Here is a 20,768-nt window from a genome sequence, read left to right as displayed (position 1 = left end):
CCCCCTCCCGCGCGTCACCTGTCTCGAATGTGTGTACGAGTCTACCGCCACCCCGGCGGTAGCGCAAGAGTTCGAATAGCGAGAAAGTGCGGGGAGCGCGACCGGTCAGACGCGGGCGTCTGCGCCGCCGCCGGACTCGGGAAGCAGGACCGCGCGGTCGTCGGTCGGCACGGGCGAACCGCCCAGCTTGTTGGTGGTGCCGGCGAGCAGCAGTCCCTCCCCGATCACCGCGAGCCCGGTGAGTCGTCCGTAACGGCCCTGCGCGAGCTGCGTCGGGTGCCACCGCGCGCCCCGCCCGACGAGAGGCAGGACGGGGGGGCGTCCGGGGACGGGGGGGGCGGGGGGGAGGGAATCCGCGGGGCCCAACCCCCCGCCGGCGTCGCGCTGGTCGGGCCAGGTCCAGACGACCCGATCCGCTGTCCGGACCACCGCGCCCCGGTCGGTGACGGCCGAGAGGTAGAGGTCCCGTTCGTGCGTGCACAGGGCCCGGATCCCGCCCAGGTTCTTGGCCACCACCTCGGGCTCCGTCGCGCGCCCGATCCCGGTGAACCCGGGGAACCTCACCAGCTCGGGTCCGACCCCCACGGTGAGGACCCCGTCGACGAACGCCATTCCGCCGCTGTCCGCGGGCGCGAGCTCGGTCACGGTCCGCGGGGCGTCCCCGCGCGCGAGGCGGTCGACCCTGGAGGGGCCGTCTCCGACGACGAGGAGGTACACCAGCCGGTCCTGGGCGAAGTCGGGGGACGGCGCGACGGCGGCCACCCGGCCACCCCGGACGTCGACGCGCCCGAACTCCTCGGGCTGCGCGTCGACCGAGACGATCGTGACCCGACCCGAGGACTGCGCGACCAGCGCGCGCTGTCCCACCCCCGCGACCGCGACGGCGGGGTCGAGGCAGGTCGCGATGACGGCCGGGTCCGGGTCGACGCACGGCCCGGACTCCGGGGTGGGCTCCGGCTGACCGGAGCGCGGCGTCGGGGACGGCGGAGGGCTGCCGGGTGGGGTGGACGGCGGGGCGGCGCCCATGCCCGGGCCCGGTGCTGGGGTGAAGGGGTCGTAGAGGCGATCGTCGAACCTCGCGCAGCCGGTCGCGGCGAGGGCCATGACCAGCAGGAGTGCGAGCGATCTCATGCCGACCAGAGTACGGTGCGCCGTGTCCTCGATGCGGACACCCGCAGATCGGCCTATGGTCGGTGCGTGACTTCCTCAACGCCCGGAGACGACGCCCGAACCGAGATCATCCACGACGTGGACTACCCGCTCGACGTCCCCGAGGCGACGGGCTCCGGGGCGGGCGCGGGGAAGACGGACTCCGCCACCACGGCGTTCCCCTCCGCCGGTCGCGCGGACTACACGCCGTTCGTCGAGTCCGGAGGCTACGACGCGTCCACCCCGCTCCCGTTCGGCGACACCTCGACCACCGTCGCACCCGCACCCGGGGACGAGATCTCCCGACGCGGCACGACCGACCTCGGCCTCCTCCTGCTGCGGGTCGCCGTCGGCGTCCTGCTGGCGATGCGCGGACTCCAGAAGCTCTTCGGGCTGTTCGGCGGCCCCGGGATCGACGGTCTCACCGAGATCCTCACCGCGTCGGGCTTCGAGCAGGCCCGGATCCTCGCGATCACCGGCGGCGCCGTCGAACTGGTCGCGGGGGTGATGCTCGTCGTGGGGCTGGCCACGCCCGTCGCCGCGGCCGGACTGCTCGCGCTGGTGGGTGTGGGCATCGCGATCCGGTTGACCGGTGCCGAGGCCGTACCGCTGCTCGGGGACACCACGCGCGGCCTCGAGACGTCGATCCTGTACGCCGCCGCCCTCGCGGCGCTGCTCTTCGCGGGGCCGGGTCGTTGGTCCGCCGACCGCCGGTGGCGCTGGTCCCACCGACCCCGTTTCAGCGGGGTCGTCTGGCTGGTGATCGCCGCGGTCGCCGCCGGACTGGTCTGGTACTTCTTCAACGGGACCAACCCGTTGGTGTCGACCGCCGACAGCGCCCCGGTCAGCGCGGGCTGAGGGCCCGGGCAGGGTCTCAGTCGGGCAGGATGCGGACGGCGCCCTTGTCCGCCGAGGACGCCATCGAGGCGTAGGCCCGCAGGGCGGCCGAGACCTTCCGGTCCCTGTGCTCGGGGCGCCACGGGAGGGCGCCCTTCTCGGCCCGGCGACGCGCCAACTCGTCGTCGTCGACATCCACCGAGATGGACCGCGTGGTGACGTCGATCGTCACCACGTCGCCGTCCCGGATCAGACCGATGGGGCCGCCGGCGGCGGCCTCGGGCGCGATGTGGCCGATGGACAGGCCCGAGGAGCCGCCGGAGAAGCGGCCGTCGGTGATGAGCGCGCACTTGGCGCCGAGGCCCGCGCCCTTGATGAACGCGGTGGGGTGCAGCATCTCCTGCATGCCCGGACCGCCGGCGGGGCCCTCGTAGAGCACCACCAGGACCTCGCCCGCCTGCAGGGTCTTGTCGAGGATCACCGACACGGCCTCCTCCTGGGACTCGACCACGCGGGCCGGGCCGGAGAAGTGGAAGTTCTCCTCCGAGACGCCGGCGGTCTTGAACACCGATCCGTCGGGGGCGATGTTGCCGCGGAGCACCGCGAGCCCGCCCTCGGCGGTCGCCGGATGCTCGACGGAGTGGATGCAGCCGTTCACTGCGTCGGTGTCGAGCGACTCCCACCGGTTGTCCGTGGAGAACGGCTCGATCGTGCGCACCCCGCCCGGGGCCGCGTGGAACAGCTCGATCGCCTTCTCCGTGGCCGTGCCGCTGCGGATGTCCCAGTCGGCGATGTACTGCTCGAGCGACGGCGAGTGGACCGAGCGGACGTCCGTCTCCAGCAGGCCGCCGCGGTACAGCTCGCCCAGGATCGCCGGGATCCCGCCGGCCCGGTGGACGTGCTCCATGTAGTAGTCCGAGTTCGGCGCGACCTTGGCCAGGCACGGCACGCGGCGGGAGATCCGCTCGATGTCGTGGAGATCGAAGTCCACCTCGCCCTCCCGGGCGGCGGCGAGGATGTGCAGCACGGTGTTGGTGGAGCCGCCCATCGCCACGTCGAGGGTCATGGCGTTGGTGAAGGCCTCCTTGCCGGCCACCGACCGGGGCAGGATCGACTCGTCCCCGTCCCGGTAGTAGCGGGTGCACAGGTCCACGATCACGCGGCCGGCCTCGGCGAACAGCTCGCGGCGGGCGCTGTGGGTGGCCAGGGTCGAGCCGTTGCCCGGCAGCGACAGGCCCAGGGCCTCGGTGAGGCAGTTCATGGAGTTGGCCGTGAACATGCCGGAGCAGGAGCCGCAGGTCGGGCAGGCGGACCGCTCGATCTCGTCCAATCCCTTGTCGTCGATCGCGGAGTTGGCAGAGGCGGAGATCGCGGTGATGAGGTCGGACCCCGCCTTGACCACGCCGTCGACCACCACGGAGAAGCCGGACTCCATGGGGCCGCCGGAGACGAACACGGTCGGGATGTTCAGGCGCATGGCGGCGTTGAGCATGCCCGGGGTGATCTTGTCGCAGTTGGAGATGCACACCAGCGCGTCCGCGGTGTGGGCGTTGACCATGTACTCGACCGAGTCGGCGATGATCTCGCGGCTCGGCAGCGAGTAGAGCATGCCGGCATGGCCCATCGCGATCCCGTCGTCCACCGCGATGGTGTGGAACTCGCGGGCCACGCCGCCGGCCGCGGCGATCTGCTCGGCGACGATCTCGCCGACGTTCTTGAGGTGCACGTGACCGGGGACGAACTGGGTGTACGAGTTGGCGATCGCGATGATCGGCTTGCCGAAGTCCGAGTCGGTCATGCCGGTCGCACGCCAGAGGGCGCGGGCCCCCGCGGCGTTGCGTCCGGCGGTGCTGGTGCGTGACCTCAGGGGCGGCATGGGACCTCGATCCGACGTGGCGGGGATGGCGGCGGACCGGGGTCGACGACGCCGTGACCTCCCCACGATACGCCCCGCCGTGGCGCTACCCTCGTCACGGTGGGCCGCCCGGCCCAGTGGAGCGAGGTTGCACATGACAGACCCGGCATCGCGGCGACCGGTCGATTCCGGACACACGGGAGGCTTCCGGGAGTTCGCCTCGCACTCGGCCGGGGCGGTCGTCCTCGTGTGCGGCCTGTTCTTCCTCCTGGCGTTCATGTACCTGGGCGGGACCGCGGATCCCCAGTCCCATGCCCGCCACATCCCGGTCGCCGTGGTGGACGAGGACCGGGGCGCGTCACTCGAGACGCCGATCGGCCCACGGCAGCTCGACGTGGGCACGCAGATCACGGCGGGGCTGCTCCAGAACAACGACTGGACGCGGATCCGACTGCACGTGGTGGACGCCGCCGCGGCCGAGGAGGGACTCCGCGACGGGTCCTACTTCGGCGCGGTGCGGATGCCCCCCGACCTCAGCCAGCGGGTGGTCGAGCTCGTGGAGGCCGCAGCCACCGAGGCGGGGGACCGCGGGGAACCTCCGGCCCCTGCCCGGATCACCCTCGAGTACTCGCCGCGGGTGTCGATCGTCTCGGGTCAGGTCATGCAGACCATGGCCGAGGCGATACGGACCTCGTTCCACGATCGGATGGGGAGCACGATCCTGTCCGACTCACGGCTGCTCGCCGAGGCCGAGGGCAGGACGGTCGGTGCGGCGGCGGCCCTGGCGCTCGGGGATCCCGTGCGGGTCGACGTCGTGGCGTGGAACCCGCTCCCGGACGGGGTGTCCAACGCCTCACTCCCGATGTTCTACGCGCTGATCGTCGTGCTCGCCGGCTTCACCGGGGCGATGATCATCTCCGCGCTCCTGGACGCCCGGCTCGGGTTCATCCCCCTGGAGATCGGACCCCTCGCCCTCAACGTGCACGTGGCGCCGTTCGGGCGGCTCCAGACGCTGGTGCGCAAGTGGGTGGTGACCGCGGTGACCGCTCCGCTGGTGTCCGGGCTGACCCTTCTCGTCGCCGACATCGTCGGGCTCACGGGCTACGACCCGTGGGACATGTTCTGGTTCTCGAACCTGGTGATCGTCGCGGTCGGGGTGTGCGCGCACACGATCATCGCGGCCATCGGGAACGCCGGACTCCTGGTGAACCTCGTCCTGTTCGTCGTGCTGGGGATCCCCACCTCGGGAGGCGCCACCCCGACCCAGATGCTTCCCCCGGTGTTCGTGACGATCGGGTCCTTCCAGCCGATGCACCAGGCGTACCTCGGGCTGCGCTCGATCATGTTCTTCGACTCGAGCTGGGAGGCGGGGCTCGGGCACGCGGTCTGGGTCCTGTCCGGCTGGGCGGTGGCCGGGATCGTGCTGGGTATCGCGGTCACCCTGGCCTACGAGCGGATGGGGATGCGCCGCCAGGCGGTCGCCGAGCGGGTGCCGGCCGGCCGGAGGTCGGGTGGCGGTCGGTCAGGAGGCGTCGTAGGGGTCGCGGATGCGCCCGCGGCTGGCCTCGGAGAGCCGGGGGAGGTCGTGGAAGGAGACCCCGCCCATCGGGTATGAGTCCTCCGAGGTGGTGATCAGCCGGGCGAACCCGTTCTTGGGGAACATCACGCCCTTCACCTCCGCCCACGGCACGGACCTCCGGGTCCGCCACGTGGTCAGGTGGACGCCGTCCTCGTCGAGTCGCGTGTTGGTCCGGGCGACCCACCACCCGAAACCGATCGGCAGCAGGACGAGCCATCCGAGGGTGGCGGGATAGGCGGTGACGGGCCAGAGGATCGCCATCACGACGATCCCGATCACGAGATAGGACATGGGATTGACCCGGAAGAGTGCGCGGTCCTTGGGCGTCGACTCCGGGAGGGGGGCTGTGAATGGGGCGCTCATGGTCGTCCCAGTGTCTCACGGTCCACTATGTGGGATGGACGTTCCACGAGTTGACGATCCCACCGGGCGCGACCTACGCTGGCCCCGTGAACACCTGGAACGGTCTAGTACTCGGCCGGCGCGTCGACGCCTGAGCCGTCACCTGGCTTTCCGTCGACGCGCACCCTCGCCGGCCCCCGTGGCCGTCGGGGGTTTTTTGTTGCCGGGTTCCAGCGGTCCCACCGGGCCCCTGAAGGCGACGATTGACAGCTCCACGACCAGCATGAAGGACAGTTGAAGTGAGCGCACCAACGGCACAGCCCGGACCGCGTCCGGGTGCAGAGCAGAAGGCCCGACCCGCGGCCCCCGAGAGGATGACGGGCGCCCAGGCGGTCGTGAGATCGTTGGAGGAGATCGGCGTCGAGGTCGTCTTCGGCATCCCCGGCGGGGCGATCCTGCCCGTCTACGATCCGCTCTACGACTCGGTCAAGGTCCGCCACGTGCTGGTCCGGCACGAGCAGGGCGCGGGACACGCCGCCACCGGGTACGCCCAGGCCACCGGCAAGGTCGGTGTCTGCATGGCCACGTCGGGTCCCGGGGCCACCAACCTGGTGACCCCGCTCGCGGACGCGCAGATGGACTCGGTCCCCATCGTGGCCATCACCGGCCAGGTGGGTACCGCGCTCATCGGGACGGACGGTTTCCAGGAGGCCGACATCTCCGGCATCACGATGCCGATCACCAAGCACAACTTCCTGGTCTCCCACGGGGAGGACATCCCGCGGATGATCGCCGAGGCGTTCCACATCGCCCAGACCGGCCGACCGGGTGCGGTCCTGGTGGACATCCCGAAGGACGTCCTCCAGGCCGAGATGACCTTCTCGTGGCCGCCGGAGATGAAGCTCCCCGGATACCGTCCGGTGACCAAACCGCACGGCAAGCAGATCCGCGAGGCGGCCCGGCTCATCGCCAAGGCCAAGCAGCCCGTGCTGTACGTGGGCGGCGGCGTGATCAAGGCCGATGCCTCGCAGGAGCTGCTGGCGCTCGCCGAGCTGTCGGGCATCCCCGTGGTCACCACGCTCATGGCGCGTGGGGCGTTCCCCGATTCGCACCGCCTGCACTACGGCATGCCGGGGATGCACGGCACGGTCGCCGCGGTGGCGGCGCTCCAGCGTTCGGATCTGCTCATCACCCTGGGTGCCCGCTTCGACGACCGGGTGACCGGCCGGCTCGACACGTTCGCCCCGGACGCCAAGGTGATCCACGCGGACATCGACCCGGCGGAGATCGGGAAGAACCGCACCGTCGACGTGCCGATCGTCGGGGACATCAAGGAGGTGCTGGTCGAGCTCGTCGAGACGATGCGCGGCGACCGCGACTCCGGCGTCCTCACGGAACCCGCCGCGTGGGTGGGGCACCTGGACGAGATCCGGGCCGAGTACCCGCTCGGGTACGGCCCGCAGTCGGACGGGTCGCTCTCGCCCGAGTACGTCATCGAGCGCCTGAGTGCGGCGGCCGGCCCGGACGCCATCTACTGCGCCGGCGTGGGTCAGCACCAGATGTGGGCCGCGCAGTTCGTCCATTACGAGAAGCCGCGGACCTGGTTGAACTCGGGCGGCCTCGGGACCATGGGGTACTCGGTGCCCGCGGCCATGGGCGCGAAGTTCGGCCGACCGGACGCCGAGGTGTGGTCCATCGACGGCGACGGGTGCTTCCAGATGACCAATCAGGAGCTCGCCACCTGTGCGATCGAGGGCGCGCCCATCAAGGTGGCCCTGATCAACAACGGCAACCTCGGCATGGTCCGCCAGTGGCAGACGCTCTTCTACGACAAGCGGTACTCGCAGACGGACCTGTCGACCCACTCCATGCACATCCCCGACTTCGTCAAGCTCGGCGAGGCCCTCGGCTGTGTGGCGTTCCGCTGTGAGCGCGCGGAGGACGTCGACGAGGTGATCGCCAAGGCCCGCGAGATCAACGACCGCCCGGTGCTCATCGACTTCATCGTGGGCAAGGACGCGCAGGTGTGGCCGATGGTCGCCGCCGGCACGTCCAACGACGAGATCATGGCGGCCCGGGACATCCGACCGCTGTTCGACGACTCGGAATCCGCCGCGGACGACCCGGCGGAGATCCACGAGGCGACCGAGCGGATCGACGCCGCGGTGCTCGCCCAGCAGGAGGAGGACAAGTGACCGCTCGCTCCCACACCCTGAGCGTCCTGGTGGAGGACAAGCCGGGCGTGCTCGCGCGCGTGGCGTCCCTGTTCTCCCGACGCGGGTTCAACATCGAGTCGCTGGCCGTGGGACCCACGGAGACCGACGGGTTGTCTCGCATGACGATCGTCGTGAACGTCGAGGACTTCCCGCTCGAACAGGTGACCAAGCAGCTCAACAAGCTGGTCAACGTCATCAAGATCGTCGAGCAGGACCCGGCGGGCTCGGTCTCGCGCGAACTCACCCTGGTCAAGGTCCGCGCCGACGCCACCAACCGCGGCCAGATCGTCGAGATCGCGAGCCTGTTCCGAGCGCACGTCGTGGACGTCTCGCCCGAATCGGTCACGCTCGAGGCCACCGGCACCCCGGACAAGCTCGACGCGCTCCTGCGCATGCTCGACGGCTACGGGATCCGCGAGATCGTGCAGTCCGGGATGGTCGCGCTGGGACGCGGTCCCAAGTCCATCAACACCACTCGATAGTCTCGACTTCTATCACCAACACGAAGGGAATCCACCATGGCAGTGGAGATGTTCTACGACGATGCGGCTGATCTGTCGCTGATCCAGGGCCGGAAGGTCGCCGTGATCGGTTACGGCTCGCAGGGTCACGCGCACTCGCTGAGCCTGCGCGACTCCGGTGTGGAGGTCGTCATCGGCCTGCGGGAGGGCTCCAAGTCCCGCGCCAAGGCGGAGGAGGCCGGCCTCACCGTCAAGACCGCCGCCGAGGCGGCGAAGTGGGCCGACGTCATCATGCTGCTCGCCCCCGACACCTCGCAGGCGCAGATCTTCACCGAGGACATCGAGCCCAACCTCGGCGACGGCGACGCGCTGTTCTTCGGCCACGGCCTCAACATCCACTTCGGCCTCATCAAGCCGGCCGCGAACATCACCATCGCGATGGTCGCCCCCAAGGGCCCCGGCCACCTGGTGCGTCGCCAGTTCGTCGACGGCAAGGGCGTCCCGGCGCTCATCGCCGTGGAGCAGGACCCCAAGGGCGAGGGCCAGGCGCTCGCGCTGTCCTACGCCAAGGCGATCGGCGGCACCCGCGCCGGCGTCATCAAGACCACCTTCAAGGACGAGACCGAGACCGACCTCTTCGGCGAGCAGGCCGTGCTCTGCGGCGGCACCGAGGAGCTCGTCAAGACGGGCTTCGAGGTCATGGTCGAGGCCGGCTACGAGCCCGAGCTCGCCTACTTCGAGGTGCTCCACGAGCTCAAGCTCATCGTGGACCTCATGTACGAGGGCGGCATCGCCCGCATGAACTACTCGGTGTCCGACACCGCCGAGTTCGGCGGCTACCTCTCCGGCCCGCGCGTGATCGACGCCGGCACCAAGGAGCGGATGAAGGCGATCCTGTCCGACATCCAGGACGGCACCTTCACCAAGCGCCTGGTCGCCAACGTCGAGGGCGGCAACAAGGAGCTCGAGGCACTGCGCAAGGCCAACGCCGAGCACCCGATCGAGGTCACCGGCCAGAAGCTGCGCGACCTCATGAGCTGGGTCGATCGTCCGATCACGGAGACGGCCTGAGTGTCCCGGGATGAGCCCCGGGTGACCCTGTAGGGTCCACCGGGATCGTTCCCCGACCGCCAGGAGGACCGCCGTGCGCCACTTCAACAGAGGTGTGGGTGCGGCGGTCCTCGCCATTTCCCTGACCGCCACCACCGTCGCGTGTTCCTCGGGCTCCGGGGACGGCGGCCCGGGGATCGAGGCGTACCGGGCGGAGGGGGCGAAGGTGGCGGTCGACGCCGACGGCTCCGGCGTGGAGACCACGGGCCTGCTGGTGGAGTCGGCACCGGTGGTCGTGGTGTCGGCGCCGGACCCGGCCGCCCAGGCGCGTGCCGCCTCGGTCGCGGTGGGGCTGCGCGCCCCGATGCTCACCGCGGTGCCCGGAGGCGAGGCCGCGCTGACCGACGAGGTGGGGCGGCTCGGTGCCGAGCGGGTGCTCCGGGTCGGCACGGTGACCTTCACCCCTGACGACGGCGAGGTGGTCGACGCCCCGGCGGGACGGGCGGAACTCGAGGAACTCACGGGCATCACCTTCGACTCCGAACTGCCGCTACCGGCGGACCGCGTGGACGAGGTCGCGGTGCACCAGGTCCCCGGGAGGCCGTCGCTGATGGTGGTGGGGGAGTTCACCGCCGGCGGCGACGCCGGTGCCGCCTCCGAACCGTTCGCGGCCGCCGATCCGGCGTGGGACGGTGACGACGCCCCGAGGGTCCTCGTCCATGACGGCACACCCGTGGCGGCGATCGCCACCGCCGTCGCCTCCGGCGCCGCGGTCTCCCACCTCCGGGCCCCGGACCCGCGGGTGGACGGCGGTGCGGTCGAGGCGGTGAGGGACGCCGACGCGGTGTACGCGCTCGGACCCGGCTGGGGGACCGAGCTGGACCTGGCCGACCGGATCGAGCAGGCGCGGACCGTCCCCGAGCTCCCGGGCGGGGGCCAGCTGCTGTTCCCCGGTCGGCGGTTCGTGGCGGCCTACGGCTCGCCCATCACACCGGTCCTCGGGATCCTCGGCGAGCAGGGGCCCGAGGAGAGCGTGGCGCGGGTGCGGCAGCTCGTGGAGGAGTACCAGCCGTTCTCCCCGGAACCGGTGATCCCGGCCTTCGAGATCATCGGCACCGTCGCCGCCGGAGGTCCCGGAGCCGACGGGAACTTCACCAACGAGTGGGACCCGCAGGTGTTCGTCCCGCTCGTCGACGCGATCACCGCTGCGGGCGGATACGCGGTGATCGACCTCCAGCCCGGGATGGCGGACCTGCTGGACCAGGCGACGATCTTCGAGGACCTGCTCAGGCGTCCCGGGGTCGGACTGGCCCTGGATCCGGAGTGGAAGCTCAGGCCCGGTCAGCAGCCGGGCGCGCAGATCGGCACGGCCGACGCCGAGGAGATCAACCGGGTCATCCACTGGTTGGCCGACCTCACCCGGGACTCCGGCGGCCCGCAGAAGCTCCTCATCCTCCACCAGTTCAGCACGGAGATGATCAGCAACCGCGACCGGATCGACACGTCCCGTCCCGAACTCGCGATCGCGTTGCACGCGGACGGCCACGGAACCCCGGGTCTCAAGATGGAGACGTGGGGCGTCCTGCGCCAGGGGCTGTCGCCCGACATCCGGATGGCGTGGAAGAACTTCTACGACGAGGACACGCCGACCTTCACCGCCGAGCAGACGATGGCCGTCGAGCCGCGGCCGTGGTTCGTGTCCTACCAGTGAGCCGGTAGCCCTCCGAGGATCCGCCGGGCCACGTGCTGCCCGGCCATCCCGTGGACGCCCGGACCGGGCGGCGTCGAGCCGGAGGCGTGCCAGAGCCCCGGCACGCCCGTGGCGAAGGGGTCCGTGCGGGGGACCGGGCGGGCCACCAGTCCCCGGAGATCGACCCGGCCCGCCGCGATGTCCCCGCCGGCGTAGTTGGCGTTGTGGTCTCCCATCCTCGCCGCGGGGGTGCACCGGGCCGCCACCACGACGTCGCGGACGCCGGGGGCGACCTCCTCCATGGCGGCGAGCACCCGTTCCGTCTGGTCGACCTCGGAGAACGCGGGCACGTGCGCGTAGGTCCACAGGGGGCGTCGTCCGTCGGGGGCGACGCGAGCCGGATCGGTCACCCACGGTTGCGATACGAGCACCACCGGCCGGTCCGCGTGACGACCCGCCGCGACCTCCCGCTCCGCCGCCGCGATCTGCGCGGAATCCCCACCGAGGTGCACGGTGCCGGCTCCGGCCAGGCGCGCATCGCGCCACGGCACCGGGCCGGAGAGCACCAGATCGACCTTGGCGGCCGCGCCGCCGACCGGCGCGTCGGTGAGCGCCCGCGCGCGCCGGGCGACCGCCGGCGAGGGCGAGGACTCCAGGAGGATCCGGCCGAGGATCCGGGAGGAGGTGTTGAAGACCACGTCGCGGGCGTCGACCTGCGCGAGCGAACCCACCCGGAAGCCGGTCCGGATCTCGCCGCCCGCCTCGCGCAGGGCGTCGGACAGCGCCGCGGTGAGCGCTCCGCTGCCCCCGACCGGCAGGGCCCATCCGCGCGGGGAGTGCAGCAGGGACCCCAGCACGAGTCCGACGCCGGTCGCGGCGGGGGACGACAGCGGTGTGATCGCGTGCGCCGAGATCCCGGACAGCAGGGTGCGGCCGTCCGGGCCCAGCGGGTCCCCGAGCGCCCCCCGCGGATGCGCGCGCGCGAAGGCCACCCCGAGCGCGGCGGTCGCGGCGACGGGGGGGACCGACCGCTGATCGGACAGCGCGGCGGCCACCACGTCGTGCGTCCGGGTGGCGAGCGGACCCATGAGCCGCGACCAGGCGCGGGCCTCGGCGTCCGACCCCAGGCCGTCGGCGAGGGACCCCGGCCCGGGCGCCGACGGCACCACGATCGCGTCCCTGCCCGGGAGCGCGTGGGCGAGCTGGACCGGGGGCGTGACCAGCTCGACGCCGTGCGCGGACAGGTCGAACCCCAGGAAGAACGGCGAGGCGCCCGCCATGGGGTGGACGGCGGAACAGGGGTCCACCATGAGCTCGGTGCCGAGGTCGCCGGGCATCCCGTCCATGGGGAGCGTGCGGCAGCCGCCGCCGACGGTGTCCTCGGCCTCGAGGACCACCACGCTCCGGCCGGCCCGGGCGCAGAGCAGAGCGGCCGCGAGACCGTTCGGGCCGGACCCCACCACCACCACATCGGCGCGCACCGGCGCGGACGGGCTCACTCGAAGACCGCCAGGCCGTAGGTCCGGCGCAGGTCCTCCAGCAGCCGCTCCTGACCCGCGGCCTGGTCGGCCAGGCCCCGCAGGAGGTGGCCGGTGGGGGTGCCGCCCACCTCGTCGTCGTCCCCCACGGGCGGCCCGTCCGCGACCCACGACTCGGCGAGGAGTTCCCACATGCTCCGCTTGGCCACCACCAGCGTCCGCAGGGTCTCGAGGATCCCGAGCCGGGCCAGGGGATCGGAGAGCACCGGACCCACGGGGAGGGCCGACAGGGTGATGGCCGAGGAGAGCCGGACCAGGCGTCGGCCCGGGGTGCCGATCGGCGACAGCCGGGACAGCAGCCGGATGGCGGTGGCGATCTCCTGATCGAACTGCGCACGAAGCGGGGCCAGACGGGCCCGGTCCCGCTCGTCCACCGCGCTGATGCACCGGTCGAGGATGCTGCGGCCGACCGCCGCTCCGTACAGGTGGGCCCGCAGGTAGGTGGCCACCGCCGTCGGTCCCCGCGCGGGCGCGAGAACGGGCAGCCAGGGGCTGGGCAGACGGCCGGGGAACCCGGTCGGCAGGGAGGGGCGCGGCATACGTGGTCCGTTCGTCGGCGTCGATGGGTCCAGCGGTGACATCCGCCACGGTAGGCCTCCGACGACCCCCCGGCCACTGGTCGTGGGCCCCGCGCGGTGGCCTAGACTGGCGGTGCCTATTTTGACACCGAGGAGATCCCACTGTGACAGCATCCGGACGTCCCGTCGTCCTCATCGCCGACAAGCTCGCCCAGTCGACCGTCGACGCGCTCGGCGACGCCGTGGAGGTCCGCTGGGTCGACGGCCCGGATCGCCCCAAGCTCCTCGAGGCGGTGGCCGAGGCCGACGCGATCCTCGTCCGGTCGGCCACGACGGTCGACGCCGAGGTGCTCGCCGCAGCCCCCAGGCTCAAGATCATCGGCCGCGCGGGCGTCGGACTCGACAACGTGGAGATCCCCGCCGCCACCGCGCGCGGCGTCATGGTGGTCAACGCCCCCACCTCCAACATCCACTCGGCCGCCGAGCACGCCGTCGCGCTGCTCCTGTCCGCCTGCCGTCAGATCCCGGCGGCCGACCGCACGCTGCGCGAGCACACCTGGAAGCGCAGCTCCTTCAACGGTGTCGAGCTGCTCGGCAAGACCGTCGGCGTGGTGGGCCTGGGACGCATCGGACAGCTCGTGGCCCAGCGGCTCGCGGCATTCGACACCCACCTCGTCGCCTACGACCCCTACCTCCCCGCCGCGCGCGCCGCGCAGCTGGGCATCGAGCTGGTGGACATCGACGAGCTGGTCTCGCGGGCCGACATCATCACGATGCACCTGCCCAAGACCAAGGAGACCGCCGGCCTGTTCGACGCCGAGCGCCTGGCCCGCGCCAAGGACGGCGTCGTGATCGTCAACGCCGCGCGCGGTGGACTGATCGTGGAGTCGGCGCTCGTCGACGCCCTGAGGTCCGGCAAGGTCCGGTCGGCGGCGCTCGACGTGTTCGACACCGAGCCCTGCACCGACTCGCCGCTCTTCGACCTCGAGAACACCGTGGTCACCCCGCACCTGGGTGCCTCCACCAGCGAGGCCCAGGACCGGGCCGGGACCGACGTCGCGCGCAGCGTCCTGCTCGCCCTGCGCGGCGAGTTCGTGCCGGACGCCGTCAACGTCTCCGGGGGCCCCGTGGGCGACGAGGTCGCGCCCTGGCTCGACCTGGTCCGCAAGGTCGGTCTCATGGCCGGCCACCTGTGCCCGGGCGTGCCCACCGCGGTGCGGGTCGAGGTCGCCGGCGAGCTCGCCGCCGAGCAGGTCGACGTCCTGGGCCTGGCGGCCCTCCGCGGGATGTTCTCCGCGATCACCGACGAGCCGGCGACCTTCGTCAACGTGGGTCAGATGGCCGAGCAGCGCGGCGTCTCGCACACCGTGGAGACCCGGAGCGAGTCCAAGTCCTACCGGAGCACGGTCTCGGTGACGGCCGTGGCGGCCGACGGCGCCTCCGCCACCGTCACGGGGACGCTCTCCGGGCTGGACCAGGTCCAGAAGATCGTCCGGATCAACGAGCGCGGGTTCGACATGCGCGCGGAGGGGCACAACCTCTTCGTCCACTACGCCGACCGGCCGGGCGTGCTCGGCAAGGTGGGATCCATCCTCGGGGGCGAGGGCATCGACATCCAGGCCGCGGCCCTGAGCCAGGACGCCCACGGCGAGGGCGCGTCGCTGATCCTGCGCGTGGACCGCGCGGTGGCCGAGCCGACCGTCGACCGGATCATCTCCGAGCTCGACGCCACCGCCACCCAGATCTCACTGGCCTGACCGAAGAGGACGCGACAGATCATGAAACTCGCAGTCATCCCCGGCGACGGCATCGGCGTCGAGGTCACGGACCAGGCCCTCAGGGTGCTCGACGCCCTGGTGCCCGGGGTGGAGAAGACCGAGTACGACCTCGGCGCGCGGCGCTACCTCCGCAACGGTGAGACCCTCACCGACGCGGACATCGAGAGCCTCAAGGGCCACGACGCGATTCTGCTGGGCGCGATCGGCGACCCGCGGAGCGTGCCGGCAGGAATCCTCGAGCGGGGCATGCTGCTCCCGCTGCGGTTCGCGCTCGACCACCACGTCAACCTGCGCCCGTCGCGGCTCTTCCCGGGCTCGGCCACCCCGCTGAAGAACCCCGGGGAGATCGACTTCGTGGTGGTCCGCGAGGGGACCGAGGGCCTCTACACCGGTAACGGCGGCGCGATCCGGGTGGGCACCCCGCACGAGATCGGCACCGAGACCTCGGTCAACACCCGCTTCGGAGTGGAGCGCGTGGTCCGCGACGCGTTCGCCCGCGCCACGGCTCGCCGCGGCAAGCTCACGCTGGTCCACAAAACCAACGTCCTGGTCAACGCCGGCGGGCTGTGGCAGCGCACCGTGGACGAGGTGGCCACCGAGTTCCCCGACGTCGCGGTGGACTACTGCCACATCGACGCCGCGACCATCTACATGGTCACCGACCCGTCGCGCTTCGACGTGATCGTCACCGACAACCTCTTCGGCGACATCATCACCGACCTCGCGGCCGCCGTCACCGGCGGGATCGGGACCGCGGCGTCGGGCAACATCGACGCCTCCGGCACCACCCCGTCGATGTTCGAGCCGGTCCACGGGTCGGCGCCGGATATCGCCGGCCAGGGCAAGGCCGATCCGACCGCCGCCATCCTCTCGGTGGCGCTGCTGCTGCGCCACGTGGGCAGGGTGACCGAGGCCGAGCGGGTCGAGGCGGCCGTCGAGGCCGACCTGGGAACGCGGGGTGACGCCCCGGTGGTCACGTCCGACGTGGGCGACAGGATCGTCGCAGCGGTGAGCGGCTAGGCCCGGCGGCACCCCGGTCGCCCCGGCGACCCGCGGCCCGCGGGTGTGAATCGCGTGAAGCGGATCACACCGCGGGCCGCGGGCGTCCAGAGTGGGGGCATGGACGTCGAACTTGCCGAGGTGAGGGACTTCCTCGCCCGCTGCGCTCCCTTCGACCAGCTGCCCGTCGAGCAGCTCGACCGGATCCCGGCGCGGCTCACCCAGCGGTACCACCGCCGCGGGACGGTGATCATCGAGGCGGGGGCGCCGAACGACACCCTGCACGTGATCCGCACCGGTGCCGTGGAGGTGTGCGACCCGGACGGTACGTTGCTCGAGGCGCGGGACGAGGGCGACTGCTTCGGCTACTCGACCCTGGCCTACACCGGGCCCTCCCGTTACCGGATGGTGGCGGTCGCCGACACCCTGCTGCTGGAGATGTCCAAGGGGGTCTTCGACGAGATCGCCGCGGCGCACCCGGGCTTCCGGGACTTCTTCGGAGAACGCAGCGACCGGATCCGCGAGGACCTCGCGTCGGCCCGGCTCGCCGCGGCCGGCGGGGACGCGCTCGGCCCCCCGGTGGGCGAGCTGCTGTCGCGGGACGCGGTGACGGCCACGCCGGACACCTCCGTACGTGAGGCCGCCGGGATCATGACCGACCACCGCGTCTCGGCGCTGCTCGTGGTGGAGTCCGGCCGGGTCGTGGGCATCCTCACCGACCGGGACATCCGGTCCAAGGTGGTCGCCACCGGCGGGGACACGAGCGCGGCGGTCTCGACCATCATGACCCCGGACCCGGTGACGGTCGAGTCCCGGACGCGGACGTTCGACGCGACCCTCCTGCAGATCGAGCGCGGGGTCCACCACCTGCCGGTGGTCGAGGACGGGGCTCCCGTGGGCATGGTGACGACCGGTGACCTGCTCCGGCTCGCGCAGACCGACCCCGTCTACCTGGCCGCCCGGATCTCCCGCGCCCCGGACGCGTCCGGGGTGGCCGAGCGTGCCGCCCGGCTGCTGCCGCTGGTGGGGGAGTTCGTCCGTCGGGGAACCGCCCCGCAGGACATCGGCCGCGTGATCACCGCGACGGCGGACGCCGCCACCCGACGGCTGATCGAGTTGGCCGAGGCCGACCTGGGGCCCGCGCCCGTGCCCTACTGCTGGGTCGGCCTGGGTTCCCAGGCCCGCGGCGAACTCGGGGTGGCCAGTGACCAGGACAACGCCCTGATCCTCGACGACGCCGCGGACACCACCCCGGGAGCGGACGAGTACTTCGCGGCGCTCGCCGAGCGGGTGTGTGCCGGGCTGGACGGAGCGGGGTTCCCGCTGTGCCCCGGCGACGTGATGGCCTCCAATCCGCGATGGAGGCGGACGTGTTCGGCATGGGAGAGGCAGGTGGGCGACTGGGTGCAGGCCCCGGATGCGGACGCCGTCCTGCACGCCCAGGTCTTCTTCGACAACCGCGCCGTCGTGGGGGACACCTCGCTGTACCTCCGCGTCCGGTCGCAGATGCTCGAGCGGTCGGTGGGCAGCCCGAGGTTCCTCGCCCACCTCGCGCGGATCGCGTGCGACTGGCAGCCCCCGCTGGGGTTCTTCCGGGGGCTCGTGGTGGCCCGACGCGGCGAGTACCGCAACACCCTGGACATCAAGGCCGGTGGGATCGCGCCGGTGGTGCAGCTCGCGAGGCTCCACGCCCTGTCCGCCGGGCTCTCGGAGGTGTCGACGATCGGCCGACTGGACGCCGCGGCGGGAGCGGGCGTGATCGGCCGGTCCGACGCCGAGAACCTGGGGGAGGCCTTCCGCTACCTCCGCGGCCTGGCCTACCGACACCACGCGCGCCAGATCGCGGACGACGATCCCCAGGACAACCACGTCGACCCGTCGATGTTGAGTTCGGCCGACCGGAACCGCCTGCGGGCGGCGTTCCGGATCATCGCCGGGGCCCAGGGCTCGGTGGCCCTGAAGTACCGCGTCGGGCAGATGTGATGTTCGGCGGACTCACCGTGGCGGGGCGCCGGCGGCGCAGCGCCCGTCGCGTTCCCGACGGTCCGCTCCGGCGCTACCTGGAGACGCCGCAGCCGGAGCCGGCGACCCCCCTCGGGGATCTGCCCCTCCTGGCGATGGACGTGGAGACCACCGGACTCGACCCGCGCCGCGACCGCGTCCTCTCCGTGGGGCTGGTGCCGATCGACGGGGACCGGATCGTGCTGGCCGGCGCGGAGTCCATGCTTCTGCGGCCGGACGGGACCCGTGACGACGACGGGGTGGGCCAGAGCGCCACGCTGCACGGCCTCACGGACGACACCGTGGCGGCGGGGGTGGGGGTCGAGGTGTTCCTGGACGGGATCTTCGACGCGCTGACCGGCAGGGTCCTCGTCGCACACTACACCCGTATAGAGCTGGATTTCCTCGGGGCGTTGTGCGTCGAGGCGTACGGCGTGCGCCCGCCGCTCGTGGCCGTCGACACCCTCGAACTCCACCGACGGGTGCTCGGCGGGGGAATCGACCGCGGCTTCGCCCCGGATCCCTCGCCGCGGGAGCTGCGGCTGTGGGGGGCGAGACAGCGGTACGGCCTGCCCCGCTACCGCGCGCACGACGCGCTGGTCGATGCACTCGCCTGTGCGGAGTTGTACCTGGCCCAGACGGCCGAGTTGCGGGACCGTGGGGTGGCGACGCTCCGGGATCTGCGGACGGCCTAGGATCGCGGTCATGCGTCTCGCCCGTATCGCCCACCCCCAGGGATTCGCCTTCGTCGAGGTCCGCGGGGACATCTCCGACCCCTCCGCGCTCACCTGCGCCGAGATCTCCGAGCATCCCTTCGGGACACCGGAGTTCACCGGCCGCGAGTGGCCGCTCGCGGACGTCCGGCTGCTCGCCCCGATCCTCGCCTCCAAGGTGGTGTGCGTCGGCAAGAACTATGCCGACCACGCCGAGGAGATGGGGTCCGAGGCCCCGGCCGAGCCCCTGATCTTCCTCAAGCCCAACACCTCGGTCGTCGGACCCGAGGCGGCGATCGCGTACCCGCCCAGCTCGGAGAGGGTCGACCACGAGGGCGAACTCGCCGTGGTGATCGGCCAACCGTGTCGCGACGTCTCCGCCGCCCGGGCGCACGAGGTGATCCTGGGATACACGTGTGCGAACGACGTGACCGCGCGCGACCAGCAACTCTCTGACGGCCAGTGGACCCGCGGCAAGGGGTACGACACGTTCTGCCCCCTGGGCCCGTGGATCGTCACCGACCTCGACCCCAACGGCCTCGACGTGCGCACCACGCTCCACCACGCGGACGGCACCTCGGAGGTGCGCCAGGACGGCAACACCTCCCAGTTCATGCACACCGTGGGCGAGATCGTCGAGTATGTCACCAGGGTCATGACCCTGCTCCCGGGCGACGTGATCCTCACGGGCACCCCCGCCGGGGTCGGGCCGATGCTCCCCGGCGACCGCGTGACCGTGGAGATCGAGGGGATCGGGGCCCTGAGCAATCCGGTCGTCGACAGGTAGTCGGCCGGTCAGGAGGCGTTGAACGCCCGGAGCACCGTGCGGAGTTTGGCCGCGGTCTCGGCCACCTCGTCGTCGGGGTCCGAGTCGGCGACCAGCCCTCCGCCCGCCCACGCCACCGCACCGGAGCGGTCCGCGTCGATCTCGGCGCAGCGGATGGTGACCATCCAGTCGCCGTCGCCCAGGGAGTCCGCCCATCCCACGGCTCCCGCATAGAACCCACGCTCGCCCTCGAGGCCGGCGATCACCCGCCGGGCCTCGTCGGTCGGGGTGCCGCAGACGGCGGGAGTGGGGTGCACGGCCAGCGCGAGGTCGAGCGCGGTGGTGCGGGGGTCGGCGATCCGGCCCCGGATCCGGGTTCCCAGGTGCCACAGTTCGCGGGTGGACGTGAGGGACGGGTGGTCGGGAATCTCCAGGTCGCGGCACAGGGGGGCCAGGGCCGCGGCGAGCGCGTCCACCACGAAGGCGTGTTCCGAGGCGTCCTTGCCCGACTCCCGCAGGGCGCGACCGGCCGCCTGGTCCGCGGAGGGGTCGGCGGCGCGGGGTGCGGATCCGGCGAGGGGATGGCATTCCACGATGTCGCCGCGGCGGCGGACGAGCAGTTCGGGGCTCGACCCCACCAGGACCCTGCCGGCGTGGTCCCCGCCGGCCGGGGAGAGGTCGACCAGGAAGCCGTCGGCGGACGGGCTCGAGTCGATGAGCGCCGCGCAGACCGCGTGAGGATCGATCGACTCCTCGGCGACCAGTCTCACGGCGCGCGCGAGCACCACCTTGTCCAGGCCGCCGGCCCGGATCCCGGCGACGGCGGTGGCCACCCGGTCCCGGTGGACGGCGGTCGGGGGGATCTCCTCCGCCACCCGGGCCCGCGTACGGATGGACCGGAAGTAGGCGGGCGGCTCGAGGGGCCCGTCCGTGCGGACCACGATGTCCGGCTCGACCAGGGCGGCGGGCGCGTCCGGCTCGAAGCCGATCGCGCCCACGACCAGTCCGCAGGCCCCGGACCGCAGCGCCAGGGCGGCGTCCGCGGGGTCGGTGAACTCCCGGAGGGCGCCCTGCGTGCGGAGGGATCCGGTGTGGCGGGACAGGAGGAAGTCCGGTGCGGTGACAGGCCTGGCGGCGTCGGGGTGGGGCCCTGACGCCACGGCTCGCCTCCCTCGGCTCGGACGGGGGTGGCTCGCGCTCGCATCGCGGCCACGGGTACCCGCCCGATCCTAGGCCGGTCCTCGTGGGGGGTGCGAGGCGGGACCGTCACTAGGAT

The 20,768-nt window shown here is 72.2% G+C and carries 17 protein-coding genes; 11 read left to right on the top strand and 6 right to left on the bottom strand.

Annotated features, from left to right (window positions below; genetic code table 11):
- Positions 1-105: 105 nt before the first annotated feature.
- Positions 106-1,131 (bottom strand): oxidoreductase, encoded by a 1,026-nt coding sequence (locus Q0444_RS06355; RefSeq protein ID WP_299022231.1) that lies wholly within the window; start codon positions 1,129-1,131, stop codon positions 106-108.
- Between the two features lie 66 nt (positions 1,132-1,197).
- On the opposite strand from Q0444_RS06355, the gene Q0444_RS06350 reads away from it, so the two are divergent.
- Positions 1,198-2,007, top strand: coding sequence for a DoxX family protein (locus Q0444_RS06350; protein WP_299022228.1), 810 nt, complete (start codon positions 1,198-1,200; stop codon positions 2,005-2,007).
- A gap of 16 nt (positions 2,008-2,023) precedes the next feature.
- Here the strand turns inward: Q0444_RS06350 and ilvD are convergent, their stop codons facing one another.
- Positions 2,024-3,862, bottom strand: a complete 1,839-nt coding sequence (gene ilvD, locus Q0444_RS06345; protein ID WP_299022225.1) for a dihydroxy-acid dehydratase — start codon at positions 3,860-3,862, stop codon at positions 2,024-2,026.
- Between the two features lie 133 nt (positions 3,863-3,995).
- Between ilvD and Q0444_RS06340 the strand changes: the two genes are divergently transcribed.
- Positions 3,996-5,456: a YhgE/Pip domain-containing protein gene (locus Q0444_RS06340; RefSeq protein ID WP_299022222.1), complete on the top strand. Its 1,461-nt coding sequence runs from the start codon at positions 3,996-3,998 to the stop codon at positions 5,454-5,456.
- Here the strand turns inward: Q0444_RS06340 and Q0444_RS06335 are convergent.
- On the bottom strand, positions 5,364-5,783 hold the full coding sequence (locus Q0444_RS06335) for a PH domain-containing protein (protein ID WP_299022219.1): 420 nt from the start codon (positions 5,781-5,783) through the stop codon (positions 5,364-5,366). The genes Q0444_RS06340 and Q0444_RS06335 overlap by 93 nt on opposite strands.
- A gap of 278 nt (positions 5,784-6,061) precedes the next feature.
- Here Q0444_RS06335 and Q0444_RS06330 point away from each other — a divergent pair, with 278 nt between their 5' ends.
- From Q0444_RS06330 to Q0444_RS06315, 4 genes are all read left to right on the top strand, one after another.
- Positions 6,062-7,957, top strand: coding sequence for an acetolactate synthase large subunit (locus Q0444_RS06330; protein WP_291085318.1), 1,896 nt, complete (start codon positions 6,062-6,064; stop codon positions 7,955-7,957).
- Positions 7,954-8,460 carry an acetolactate synthase small subunit gene (gene ilvN, locus Q0444_RS06325; protein ID WP_291085315.1) on the top strand — a complete coding sequence of 169 codons (507 nt, stop codon included), beginning with the start codon at positions 7,954-7,956 and terminating at the stop codon, positions 8,458-8,460. The genes Q0444_RS06330 and ilvN overlap by 4 nt, the downstream gene beginning before the upstream one ends.
- Before the next feature lie 36 nt (positions 8,461-8,496).
- Positions 8,497-9,510: a ketol-acid reductoisomerase gene (ilvC, locus tag Q0444_RS06320; protein WP_299022215.1), complete on the top strand. Its 1,014-nt coding sequence runs from the start codon at positions 8,497-8,499 to the stop codon at positions 9,508-9,510.
- Positions 9,511-9,583: 73 nt separating this feature from the next.
- Positions 9,584-11,200 (top strand): hypothetical protein, encoded by a 1,617-nt coding sequence (locus tag Q0444_RS06315; protein WP_299022212.1) that lies wholly within the window; start codon positions 9,584-9,586, stop codon positions 11,198-11,200.
- Here the strand turns inward: Q0444_RS06315 and Q0444_RS06310 are convergent.
- Positions 11,191-12,678, bottom strand: a complete 1,488-nt coding sequence (locus Q0444_RS06310; protein ID WP_299022209.1) for an NAD(P)/FAD-dependent oxidoreductase — start codon at positions 12,676-12,678, stop codon at positions 11,191-11,193. The genes Q0444_RS06315 and Q0444_RS06310 overlap by 10 nt on opposite strands.
- Positions 12,675-13,256, bottom strand: coding sequence for a hypothetical protein (locus Q0444_RS06305; protein ID WP_291080184.1), 582 nt, complete (start codon positions 13,254-13,256; stop codon positions 12,675-12,677). Before Q0444_RS06305 ends, Q0444_RS06310 begins: the two co-directional genes overlap by 4 nt.
- A gap of 143 nt (positions 13,257-13,399) precedes the next feature.
- Here Q0444_RS06305 and serA point away from each other — a divergent pair, with 143 nt between their 5' ends.
- From serA to Q0444_RS06280, 5 genes are all read left to right on the top strand, one after another.
- A complete protein-coding gene (gene serA / locus Q0444_RS06300; RefSeq protein ID WP_291080186.1) occupies positions 13,400-14,992 on the top strand; it encodes a phosphoglycerate dehydrogenase in 1,593 nt (530 codons plus the stop codon).
- Positions 14,993-15,013: 21 nt separating this feature from the next.
- Positions 15,014-16,033, top strand: coding sequence for a 3-isopropylmalate dehydrogenase (locus Q0444_RS06295; protein ID WP_299022205.1), 1,020 nt, complete (start codon positions 15,014-15,016; stop codon positions 16,031-16,033).
- A gap of 99 nt (positions 16,034-16,132) precedes the next feature.
- A complete protein-coding gene (locus Q0444_RS06290) occupies positions 16,133-17,995 on the top strand; it encodes a DUF294 nucleotidyltransferase-like domain-containing protein (protein WP_299022202.1) in 1,863 nt (620 codons plus the stop codon).
- The gene (locus Q0444_RS06285) at positions 17,995-18,708 is read left to right on the top strand and encodes an exonuclease domain-containing protein (protein ID WP_299022199.1); all 714 of its coding nucleotides are present in this window, start codon (positions 17,995-17,997) and stop codon (positions 18,706-18,708) included. Before Q0444_RS06290 ends, Q0444_RS06285 begins: the two co-directional genes overlap by 1 nt.
- A gap of 10 nt (positions 18,709-18,718) precedes the next feature.
- Positions 18,719-19,513: a fumarylacetoacetate hydrolase family protein gene (locus Q0444_RS06280; protein ID WP_299022196.1), complete on the top strand. Its 795-nt coding sequence runs from the start codon at positions 18,719-18,721 to the stop codon at positions 19,511-19,513.
- 8 nt (positions 19,514-19,521) lie between these two features.
- On the opposite strand, the gene Q0444_RS06275 is transcribed toward Q0444_RS06280, so the two are convergent.
- Positions 19,522-20,652, bottom strand: a complete 1,131-nt coding sequence (locus tag Q0444_RS06275; protein ID WP_291080198.1) for an isochorismate synthase MenF — start codon at positions 20,650-20,652, stop codon at positions 19,522-19,524.
- Positions 20,653-20,768 lie beyond the last annotated feature (116 nt).

Source organism: uncultured Dietzia sp. (assembly GCF_937873725.1).
Taxonomy (GTDB): Bacteria; Actinomycetota; Actinomycetes; order Mycobacteriales; family Mycobacteriaceae; genus Dietzia.
Note: the sequence above shows the minus strand (reverse complement) of the source record. Positions and strands in the feature narration are given on the sequence as shown.